Raw genomic sequence first — 10,185 nt, 5'->3', positions numbered from 1 at the left:
CCCCCGCCCCGCACAGCAGGACGTTGGGATGGCCGGTCGCCACGCCCCACCGCCGCGCGTCCCTCTCGGCTTCGCCGTCGGCGGCGCCGCGCCCGGCGGCCTCGGCCTCGTTCTCGTCGTCGGCGAACGGGAACGCCAGATCGCGGTGGAAGATGTTGCCGCCCGGCAGCCGCAGCTCCTCCTCCAGGTCCACCGGCGTCTTCGCCTCCAGGCACGGCCGCCCGTCCGCGTCCCGCGCCAGGCAGTCCGCGATCGGCTCGGCCAGGGTCCGGTCCAGCTCCGCCAGCGTCCCCGCCAGCAGCCGCTCGCGCGCCGCCGCGTTGTCCTCGCGGAAGAGCGCGGCCGGGGTGTGCAGCCCGAACAGGGTCAGCGTGTGCCAGCCGCGCGCCGCCTGCTCGGCGCCCAGGATCGACGGATCGGTGAGCGAGTGGCAGTAGATCTCCGAGGGTGGGGCCGCCGGCAAGCCGCCCGCAGCCGACTGCCGGTACGCCGTCTCCAGATCGCGGTACCCCTCCGCGACATGGAAGGTCCCCGCGAACGCCTCACGTGGGTCGACGTCCGGGTCCGCCGGTCGCGGCAGCCGCCGCAGCACCATGTTGACCTTGAACTGCGCCCCGTCCTGGGCCGGCGGTGGCTCCTCGCCCAGCAGCCGGGCCAGTTCCCGGGGCGCCGCGTTGACCAGCACGCGCCCCGCCGACACGGTCCGCTCCCGGTCCCCGTCGCGGTAGCCGACCTCCGCGCCGGCGCCGTCCGAGGACACCGACAGCACCTCGTGCCCGGTGGCGATCTCCGCGCCCGCCGTGCGCGCCGCCGCCGCCAGCGCGTCCGTCACGGCCCCCATCCCGCCCACGGGGACGTCCCAGTCGCCGGTCCCGCCACCGACGACGTGATAGAGGAAGCAGGCGTTCTGCCGCAACGAGGGGTCGTGGGCGGAGGCGAACGTCCCGATCAGGCCGTCGGTCAGTACCACCCCCCGCACCAGGTCGTCGTCGAAGGCGTCCTCCACCGCCTCGCCCAGCGGCCGTTCGAACAGCGCCCGCCAGGCCGCGTCGTCGTCGATCCGGGAGCGCAGCGCCGCCCGCGACGGCAGCGGCTCCGTGAGGGTCGGGAACACCCGCTCGGCCAGCCGCCCGGTCATGCCGTAGAACCGCTCCCAGGCGTCGAACTCCCGGTCCGACCCGGTGAGCCGGGCGAAGGACTCCCGGGTGCGGGTCGTGTCGGAGCCGACCAGCAGGCCGGTCTCCCGGCCCTCCCGCCGGACGGGCGTGTACGAGGAGACCCGGCGTCGCCGCAGGGTCAGCCGCAGCCCCAGCTCCCGCACGATCTTGGGTGGCAGCAGGCTGACGAGATAGGAGTAGCGCGAGAGCCGGACGTCGACCCCGGCGAACGGCTCGGTGGACACGGCGGCACCGCCGGTGTGTCCCAGCCGTTCCAGGAGCAGCACGCTGCGTCCGGCTCCGGCGAGATAGGCGGCGGCGACCAGGCCGTTGTGTCCGCCGCCGACGATGACCGCGTCATAGTGGGTGTGGGCAACCATGACCCGGTTGGTAGCACGTCCGGCGGCGCTCCGGCCACACCTGTGCGCCCGCCGCGTCGGCGTGCGCCGTGGTGGTCACCGTCGTCGTACCGCCGTGGCCGGTACCGCGTTCGGCGCCGGACGGGGCGGATCTCCGGGGGAACGGCGTCATCGCGGGTCCCGGCACGCCGCGGCGGGTGACGGATGGGCCTCGTGCGCCAGATGGGCCGGAGCCATGCGATTGCGTCCGGTCGCACCCGGTCGGGAGCGAGCGAGGAGGAAGAAACCCGGACACGGTCCGCAAGCCGACGGCCAGTTCCGGAGTACCGCTCCGGCGACGGTCCGGCCGCCGTAGTCTGAACTGTCGCCGCTGTCACAAATCCCCCCTAAGGATCACATTGCACCACGACACGCCCTGGCGGGGCGCACCGCCCGAGGAGCGGAACGCCGCACCGCAGCCGCCCGCGCAGCTCCGACGCATCCTGTCGCTCTTCCACCCCTACCGGGGACGGCTCGGTGTGGTCGGCGCCCTGGTCGCCGCCTCCTCCGTGGTCGCCGTCGCCTCCCCCTTCCTGCTGCGCGAGATCATCGACGTCGCGCTACCCGAGGCCCGCACCGGGCTGCTCGGACTCCTCGCCCTCGGCATGATCGTCGCGGCCGTGCTCAGCAGCGTCTTCGGCGTGCTCCAGACCCTGATCTCCACCCGCGTCGGCCAGCAGGTCATGCACGACCTGCGCACCCAGGTCTACTCCCGGCTCCAGCAGATGCCGCTGGCCTTCTTCACCCGCACCCGTACCGGTGAGGTGCAGTCCCGGATCGCCAACGACATCGGCGGCATGCAGGCCACCGTCACCTCCACGGCCACCTCGCTCGTCTCCAACGTCACCGCCGTGGTGGCCACCGTCGTCGCGATGCTGGCGCTGGACTGGCGGCTGACCGTCGTCTCCCTGCTGCTGCTCCCCGCCTTCGCCGCCATCGCCCGCCGGGTCGGCCGCGAACGGCGCCGCATCGTCACCCAGCGGCAGAAGCAGATGGCCGCCATGGCCGCCCAGGTCACCGAGTCGCTGTCCGTCAGCGGCATCCTGCTCGGCCGCACCATGGGCCGCTCCGACTCGCTCACCGCCGACTTCTCCGGCGAGTCGGGCCGGCTGGTCGATCTGGAGGTCCGCTCCTCCATGGCCGGGCGCTGGCGCATGGCCACCATCGGCATGATCATGGCCGCCATCCCCGCACTGCTCTACTGGTCGGCGGGACTGATGTTCCAGACCGGCGGGGGAGCCCCCTCCATCGGAACCCTCGTCGCCTTCGTGACGCTCCAGCAGGGGCTGCTGCGCCCCACCGTCGCCCTGCTCTCCACCGGCGTGGACATCCAGGCGTCGCTGGCACTGTTCCAGCGGATCTTCGAGTACCTCGACCTCACCCCCGACATCACCGAGCCCCCCGAGCCGACCCGGCTCGGCCGCGCACGCGGCGAGGTCCGCTTCGAGGAGGTCACCTTCTCCTACGACCCGGGCGGGGCGCCGCCGGTCCTCACCGCCGTCGACCTGACCGTCCCGGCCGGCGGCAGCCTCGCCGTCGTCGGCGCGACGGGCTCCGGCAAGAGCACCCTCGGCTACCTGGTGCCCCGGCTCTACGACGTGACCAGCGGCCGGATCACCATCGACGGAGCCGACGTCCGCGATCTGGACTTCGACTCGCTGGCACGCACCGTCGGCGTGGTCTCCCAGGAGACCTACCTCTTCCACGCCTCCGTCGCCGACAACCTCCGCTTCGCCCGGCCCGACGCCACCGACGCCGAATTGGAGGCCGCCTGCCGGGTCGCGCAGATCCACGACCACGTCGCCGCGCTGCCCCAGGGCTACGACACCCTCGTCGGAGAGCGCGGCTACCGCTTCTCCGGCGGAGAGAAGCAGCGGCTCGCGCTGGCCCGCACCATCCTGCGCGACCCGCCCGTGCTCATCCTCGACGAAGCCACCAGCGCCCTGGACACCCGCACCGAACGCGCGGTCCAGTCCTCCATCGACGCCCTGGCCGCCGGCCGCACCACGATCACCATCGCCCACCGGCTCTCCACGATCCGCGACTCCGACGAGATCGTGGTCCTCAGCGGCGGGCACGTCGTCGAGCGCGGCACCCACGAGGAGCTGGTCGAACGTGACGGCCGGTACGCGGCGCTGCTGCGGCGGGACGCCGGGCACCGGGAGTCGGCCGATGTGACCTCCTGAGCCGCACGAGAACGGCCGGCCGCCGTCCGTCCGTGACGTCGGCCACCGGCTCCGCCACCCCCGCGCCCGGGTCCGGGTCCGGCCGCCCCGCGCCCGTCAGCGGAGCCGGCCGGCCGCCCGCAGGTCGTCGAAGACGGCCCGGTCCACGGGGGCGGTCCGGTCACGGTCGGCGTAGCCCAGCCACTCCAGCTCCTCGATCTCCCCCGAGGCCACCGGCACGCCCTTGTGGTCGGCGGTGTAGCACGCCATTCGCACCAGCGTGCCCTCGCCGTGACCGTCGGCGTCCGCCTCATAGGTGCCGAAGTGCTCCACCGTGCCGGGCACCAGAGCGACGTCGACCTCCTCGCGCACCTCCCGGAAGAGCGTGTCGGTGTCGCTCTCGCCCGGATGGCGCTTGCCGCCGGGGATGTAGAACAGCTCCTTGCCACGCGACCTCGTGCCCAGGATCCTGCCGTCCGCCAGGCACACCCAGGCCACCGTGTCGATCATCCGCATCCGTACTTTTCCCCTTCCCGGCGCCGGGTCTCCGGCCGCCCGATTCTCCCACCGCCGAGACGGTGCTCCCCGCCCCGTCCAGCACCCGCCCCGTCCAGCACCCGGCCCGGGCCCACCCGCCGGGTCCGGCGGTGGCGGCGGACGGCCCGGTGGTGGTGTCATGGAGAGCGGGAGCGGCCATGGACCAGCGGTGCGACGACAACGACGACCGACGCCCCGACGCGGGCGGGAGCGCGCTCTGGCTCCACCCCGACGACGACCTGGCGCCCAACCGGCCGGGCGAGGCGCTGCTGCCGCTGCCCGTCGGAACCGGCGGCCCGTCCCGGCTGCTGCGCCGCCTTCGGCCACAGCACGACCGCCTGGCGGCCGAGCGCGCGACCGGCGCCGCCCTGGACGCCCTTGCGCCCCTCGGCTGGTACACCCTCCACTCGGTGCCGCTTCCCGGCCACGCGGTCCTGGCGCATCTGACGGCCGGCCCCGGCGGCGTCTTCGCGGTGCGCGCCGCGCACACGGGCGGTGCTCCCGCACAGGTGGACGACGACGCTCTCCGCCTCGCCCGTGGCCGTCGGGTGAGCAGCGAGCCCGAGGTCAGGCTCGCCCGGCGGGGCGCCGGACGGGCCGCGCACGCGCTCACCGTCGGGTGCGGGTTCCCGGTGGCCGTCCGGCCCGTACTGGTGGTGGTCGGCGCGCCCCGGGTGCGACGCTCCGCCGGCGGAACGGCCGGGGTGTGGGTGCTGCGCGAACCGGAGCTGCCGGCGCTCGGTGCCCGCGGCGGCGTGCTGCGCCCCGACCTGGTCGAGGCGATCCATGCCGTGGCCCGGGACCGGCGGGTGTGGAGCGTCGCCTGAGGGAGCGTCGCCTGAGGGGAGCGGCTGCCGCGCGGGCCGGCCTGGCGCGGCCCCAGGTCAGCCGACGACCCGGCTTCCCGTGATGGCCAGCAGCACCGCGACGGCCCCGCAGCAGGCGCACGTCAGCAGCCGCAGCCGGGCCCCCAGTCGCCGGTCCCACCCCGCCGGGTCACCCGAGAGCCGCCGGGCCACCGGAGTCGCCGCCCGGCCCAGCCCGAACCCGCAGCCGACCGCGAGGGCGGTACCGATCCCGGCCCCCGAGAGCAGCACCGCGACCGCCAGCGCGTACGCGGCGCTGGAGGAGACGTAGGTGCGCACGCCCGTGCCCAGCTCGAAGCCGAACTGCAGTGTGCCGCGCACCAGATGACGCTGCAGCACCTCCTGGGGGATCTGCCGCGCGTTCTGCGGCATCCAGAACCGTGCCACCCCCGCGTCCCGCGCCAGGCAGGCCAGGGCGAACACGACGATCACACCGTGGCGCCAGCCCGGTGGAAGCGGCTGGAGCAGCCCGGAGAACAGCCACAGCACGGTGGCCGACAGCATGCCGCCGATCAGCAGCCCGGTGGTGAAGACCCCGAGCATCGCGGCTTGCCGGTGCAGTGCCCGCCAACCTGGCGAGGCCAGCGCGAAAGCGCTGTTCCGCGTTCAAACGGAGCCGGAGAGCGCGTACCCTCCCAGCCCGCCGGTGATCGCCCAGCTCAGCACCGGGAGGAACGGCGCCAGCGCCGCGGCGGCCGAGGCCATCGCGAGCACCGGCACCAGGGGCCCGGTGAGCAGGCGGCGCGGCGTGGAGGGCACGCCGGTTCCGGGAGGCGGGGAGCCGTTCACACGGTTCCCGTGAGGTGGCGCCAGGTCTGGGGGCCGACGATGCCGTCGGCGGTCAGGTCGTGCAGCTGCTGGAAGGCGGTGGTGGCGCTGTGGCTCAGCGGACCGAAGATGCCGTCGGCGGTCAGGTCGTGGCCGTGCTTGGTGAGCTGGACCTGCGCGGCGCGCACCGCGTCGCCCCGGTCGTTCTGCCGCACCGTCGCGATCAGCGCCTGCCAGGTCGCCGCGTCGACCGTGCCGGTCGCCGGAAGCGAACCGGCCTGCTGGAAGGCGGTCACCCCGGCCTGGGTGTCGGGGCCGAAGACGCCGTCGGCGTCGGTGGCCACGCCCCGGTGGGTGAGCAGATGCTGCACCGCCGTCACATCCGGCCCCCGGGCACCCCGGGCCACCGTGGGCCAGTCGACCGCCCCCGGACAGCCGCACTCGGTGGTCCAGCGGCAGATGGAGCGCACCCACCCCGAACCGGTGCTGCGGTAGCCGTCGTGACAACGGCGCTCGATGCCGCAGCCGCACGTGCCGCACGGCTCGCTGAACCGCCACAGCCACCCGTCGTAGGTCCCCGAGTAGCACTGGTTGGGGCGCAGCGTCCAGGTGACGCCGTCGTTCTTGTGGAAACCGGCGTACGCCCCGGCGGTCACACAGGCGTCCGCGAAGACCGTGCTGGGGCCGCACCCCGGCGAGCAGTCGTGGCCGGAGGCGTAGGAGGGGCAGTCGCCCTCCCAGATGTCGTAGCCGTCGGCGTAGGCCTGCCGCGCCGGGGTGAAGACGGTCAGCGCGGCGAAGCCCGCCACCGTCGCGCCCTGGAGGAAGCGGCGCCTGCGCACCCCGCCGGCGCGCGGCGCGGAGGTCGCGGGGCGGGGACGGCCGGGCAGCCGGGTGCGCCTGGCGGCGCTCGCCGTGCCGCCGCTCGCCGCGCCGCCGGGGACACGTAGCTGGGGGATGTCGTCCAGTGAGGTCATCGGGCGCTCCTGGTCCGTTCGGGCGGGCCGGCGGCGCCGGACGGGACGGTGGGGGTGGTGCCGCGCGAGACGGGCACCGTGGCCGGGGCCGCGTCCCCGGGCGGGGTGATCGAGTCCAGCAGGGTGCGCAACGCGCCGACCGAACCGAGCGGTTGGGACCGCAGTACCCGTTCGTCCGCGCCCACGACGACGGCGAACGGGGTGGCCACGGCGTCGTAGAGCGTGAAGAGGTCGGACCGGCCCGTGCTGACGGGGACCGCCCGCGGCGTGCCGTCGTCCGGGGCCGCCTCGGCGTAGAGCACGTGCACGGCCGGCCCCTCGGACCCGGAGGCCCGCACCCGGCTGTCCGCCTCCGCGAGGACCTGGGCGCAGACCCGGCAGGAGGGCGAGAGGAAGAGCAGCACGGTGGCCATGTCCTGGCCGCCGCGGCCGTCGTCGTTCTCGCTCCGGCCGTCTCCGACGGGTCGCCGGGCCAAGCCGGCCAGGCCCGGCGCCGGTTCACCCGGGCGTGGGCCCGCCCGGCGCACCGGCGTGCCCGCCTGCTGCCGGGAGAGCTGCTGCACCTGACGGATCAGCGCGGAGACCACGAGGCCCAGCAGGAAGATCGCCACCCAGGACGCGAGCAGGGCGCTGGTCGTGAAGTCCATCAGCGGATGCCTCCTTCGAGGGCCGGCCTCGGCCGGGTGGGGGAGCCGGCCGGGCCGTCGCCGTGCGCCGGCCCGGCGGCCGGGTGCGGCCCGCCCGGGACGGCCACCACGCGCGGGAAAGGCCGGGGCTGGTACGCGGCGGCGGGCAGTTGCCAGACCAGCAGCGCGCAGGTGGCGGCGGCCAGCGCCGTGAGGGTGTGCTCCGCCGGGCCGGCGGGCGCGGCGGCACCGGCCGCGACGAGCGCGGCGCCACCCGCCGCGGTGCCGGCGAGCAACGCCGCACGCCCCACCACCCAGCCGCTGACGGGCAGTTCGGTGCGTGAACAGCCGCAGGGCGTCCCCGCCGGGGCGGAGGCCAGCGCCCGCCACGCGTACAGCGTGTAGCAGCCGAACAGCGCGGCCGCGCCCGTCAGTACGCCGGCCAGTGCGCCCCGGTGGCCGAGCAGCACCGCAGTCACGCCACCCGCGGCGAGCAGCGCCTCGGCCGCGATGGCGCCCCCGGCGGCGGCCGGGGCCAGCGCGGCGCCCAGCACCCGGTGACCCCGGACGGCGTCGGTGAGATGGGAGGGCCGGGCCAGGTGCCCGGCCGCCGCGGCGGCGAGCACCAGGACCACGATGCCCGTGGCCATGGACGCCGCGAGGACCGTCATGAGCGTGCGCCCCGCCGCGCCCCGGCCCCGGAGACCGACAGCCTCAGCCCGCCGAGCCGGGCCGCGACCTGCTCGGCGGCGCCCTCCAGCGGGACGACGGTCGCCCACAGCTCCTCGCCGGACAGCAGGAAGAACGTCTGCCCGTCGGAGAGCGTGTCGCGGTAGAGCCGTCCGGAGGCGACCGCCGCGCCGTCCCAGGGCGGGAGCTGCGCGGTGTCCTCACGGGTGGGGCGGCTCATCTCCACGAGTCCGAGGCCCGGGATCTCCTTGATGACCGAGGCGGGGCGGGTGAAGCCGTAGCCGCCGTCCTCGGGGGTGGTCAGGCTGAGTCCGTCGAGGGACTCGGTGATCCGCAGTGGGCGCAGCAGGTGGACGACGTCGTCGAGCGTGACGCCGTAGAGCCGCAGCACCAGGCTGGACCGTTCGCCCTGCCAGACGACGAGCATGGGGCGTTCGGCCAGCTGGGACCGTGCCTCGTACTCCTGGGTGACGGCGGTACGCAGCGTGCCGCCGAGGAAGGAGAGCTCGGAGTCGAAGTCGTCGATACCGAGCGCCTCGGCGACGTCCTCGCCCAGGGTCGCCTCGCCGGAGGTGATCTCGACCAGGCGGCCGGCGAGGGAGAGATCGGCGGCGGAGGTCGCCGGACCGCCGAGGTCGAGATCGGGATCGCCGTCGAGCCGGAACGAGACGCCGTCCAGCGCCTGGTGACTGACGGGGGAGGCCATGGTCATGGAATCTCCGGTGGAGGGGGTCCGCAGACGGTAATGAGCCACCGAAAGTCTTGTCAATGTACCGTCAATAAAACCTCCGGCGTGCCTCCGGTCCCTCCGGCCCCGCCCCGACCGCCCGTCAGCCCCGGACCACCAACGGAAACGGCCCGGCCGGCAGCAGCTCCCCGATCACCGGATGGCCGGGAATTTCACCGGCCAGCAGCAGGCCGCCGGAGGTCTGCGCGTCCGCCAGCAGCAGCCGGTCCGCCTCGGTGACCGCCCCGCCGAACTCGGTGTGCGGGGCCACCCAGTCGAGGTTGCGGCGGCTCCCGCCACTCACGAAACCGTCACGCACCGCCTCCCGCGCGCCCTCCAGCAGCGGTACCGCCGCCGCGTCCACCACGGCGGTCACCCCGGAGGCGCGCGCCAGCTTGAACAGGTGCCCCAGCAGGCCGAAACCGGTCACGTCGGTGCCCGCGCGGAGGCCGGCGGCGAGCGCCGCGCGCGAGGCGTCGCGGTTGAGTGTGGTCATGGCCGCGACCGCTTCCGGGAAGACGGTGCCCGTCGCCTTGTGACGGGCGTTCAGGACCCCCACCCCCAGCGGCTTGGTCAGCGTCAGCGGCAGCCCCGGCCGCGCCGCGTCCATCCGCAGCAGCCGGCCGGGGTCACCGATCCCGGTCACCGCCATCCCGTACTTGGGCTCCGGGTCATCGACGCTGTGCCCGCCCCCGACATGGCAGCCGGCCGCGTGCGCGACGTCCAGCCCGCCGCGCAGCACCCGCGCGGCCAGCTCCATCGGCAGCCGCTGGCGCGGCCACCCCAGGAGGTTCACCGCCAGCACCGGCTCCCCGCCCATCGCGTAGACGTCGGACAGGGCGTTGGCTGCCGCTATCCGGCCCCAGTCGTAGGCGTCGTCGACGACCGGGGTGAAGAAGTCGGCCGTCGCGATGACCGCCCGTCCCCCCTCGGTCCGCACCACCGCCGCGTCGTCCCCGCCCGCCGCGAGACCGAGCAGCAACTCGGCCTGCGGCTCCGCGGGCCCGGCTCCACCCAGCTCGGCCACCAGGGCGTCCAGCTCACCGGGCGGGATCTTGCAGGCACATCCGCCACCGTGGGCGAACTGGGTCAGCCGTGTCGTCGCAGTCATCCGCAGAACCTAGCCCAGGCCATGGCGCCCCGTCAGCGGCCGGGACCGTACACTCCTGCGCGGAGGTGGGCGGGCGCCTGGTGGCCCCCACGGTCTTCAACACCGATGCGGCCGGGAACCCCGGCCGGGTGGGTTCGATTCCCATACACCTCCGCCACCCCTC

Annotated in this window: 11 protein-coding genes and 1 tRNA gene; 3 read left to right on the top strand and 9 right to left on the bottom strand. The window is 75.0% G+C overall.

Annotated elements, in window-relative coordinates:
* Positions 1 to 1,537, bottom strand: a 1,537-nt coding sequence (locus E0D90_RS19090; protein WP_130799387.1) for a phytoene desaturase family protein, incomplete at its 3' end; no start/stop codon positions are given.
* Between the two features lie 377 nt (positions 1,538 to 1,914).
* Between E0D90_RS19090 and E0D90_RS19085 the strand changes: the two genes are divergently transcribed.
* A complete protein-coding gene (locus E0D90_RS19085) occupies positions 1,915 to 3,741 on the top strand; it encodes an ABC transporter ATP-binding protein (RefSeq protein WP_130799386.1) in 1,827 nt (608 codons plus the stop codon).
* Between the two features lie 96 nt (positions 3,742 to 3,837).
* Here the strand turns inward: E0D90_RS19085 and E0D90_RS19080 are convergent, their stop codons facing one another.
* Complete coding sequence (locus E0D90_RS19080; RefSeq protein WP_103500170.1) at positions 3,838 to 4,230, bottom strand: NUDIX hydrolase; 393 nt, start codon at positions 4,228 to 4,230, stop codon at positions 3,838 to 3,840.
* Positions 4,231 to 4,415: 185 nt separating this feature from the next.
* Between E0D90_RS19080 and E0D90_RS19075 the strand changes: the two genes are divergently transcribed.
* The gene (locus E0D90_RS19075; protein ID WP_130799385.1) at positions 4,416 to 5,084 is read left to right on the top strand and encodes an NERD domain-containing protein; all 669 of its coding nucleotides are present in this window, start codon (positions 4,416 to 4,418) and stop codon (positions 5,082 to 5,084) included.
* A 57-nt stretch (positions 5,085 to 5,141) separates the two neighbouring features.
* Here E0D90_RS19075 and E0D90_RS19070 read toward each other — a convergent pair whose 3' ends face one another.
* The 7 genes from E0D90_RS19070 to selD form a co-directional block, all read right to left on the bottom strand.
* Entirely contained in the window at positions 5,142 to 5,666 is a 525-nt protein-coding gene (locus tag E0D90_RS19070; protein ID WP_227870324.1) for a hypothetical protein, read from the bottom strand.
* A 63-nt stretch (positions 5,667 to 5,729) separates the two neighbouring features.
* Positions 5,730 to 5,882, bottom strand: a complete 153-nt coding sequence (locus E0D90_RS26685; protein WP_157996894.1) for a hypothetical protein — start codon at positions 5,880 to 5,882, stop codon at positions 5,730 to 5,732.
* A gap of 26 nt (positions 5,883 to 5,908) precedes the next feature.
* The gene (locus E0D90_RS19065; RefSeq protein WP_130799384.1) at positions 5,909 to 6,868 is read right to left on the bottom strand and encodes a peptidoglycan-binding domain-containing protein; all 960 of its coding nucleotides are present in this window, start codon (positions 6,866 to 6,868) and stop codon (positions 5,909 to 5,911) included.
* Positions 6,865 to 7,515, bottom strand: a complete 651-nt coding sequence (locus E0D90_RS19060) for a hypothetical protein (RefSeq protein WP_227870323.1) — start codon at positions 7,513 to 7,515, stop codon at positions 6,865 to 6,867. Before E0D90_RS19060 ends, E0D90_RS19065 begins: the two co-directional genes overlap by 4 nt.
* Entirely contained in the window at positions 7,515 to 8,165 is a 651-nt protein-coding gene (locus E0D90_RS19055) for a MauE/DoxX family redox-associated membrane protein (protein WP_130799383.1), read from the bottom strand. The genes E0D90_RS19060 and E0D90_RS19055 overlap by 1 nt, the downstream gene beginning before the upstream one ends.
* The gene (locus E0D90_RS19050) at positions 8,162 to 8,896 is read right to left on the bottom strand and encodes a hypothetical protein (RefSeq protein WP_103500208.1); all 735 of its coding nucleotides are present in this window, start codon (positions 8,894 to 8,896) and stop codon (positions 8,162 to 8,164) included. The genes E0D90_RS19055 and E0D90_RS19050 overlap by 4 nt, the downstream gene beginning before the upstream one ends.
* A gap of 118 nt (positions 8,897 to 9,014) precedes the next feature.
* Positions 9,015 to 10,022 carry a selenide, water dikinase SelD gene (gene selD / locus E0D90_RS19045; protein ID WP_130799382.1) on the bottom strand — a complete coding sequence of 336 codons (1,008 nt, stop codon included), beginning with the start codon at positions 10,020 to 10,022 and terminating at the stop codon, positions 9,015 to 9,017.
* A gap of 61 nt (positions 10,023 to 10,083) precedes the next feature.
* Here selD and E0D90_RS19040 point away from each other — a divergent pair.
* Positions 10,084 to 10,179 (top strand) — tRNA-Sec (locus E0D90_RS19040).
* The last annotated feature ends 6 nt before the right edge of the window (positions 10,180 to 10,185 follow it).

The sequence above is a fragment of the Streptomyces otsuchiensis genome, assembly GCF_004305975.1.
Lineage (GTDB): Bacteria > Actinomycetota > Actinomycetes > Streptomycetales > Streptomycetaceae > Streptomyces > Streptomyces otsuchiensis.
This window is presented reverse-complemented; position numbering and strand designations above follow the sequence as displayed.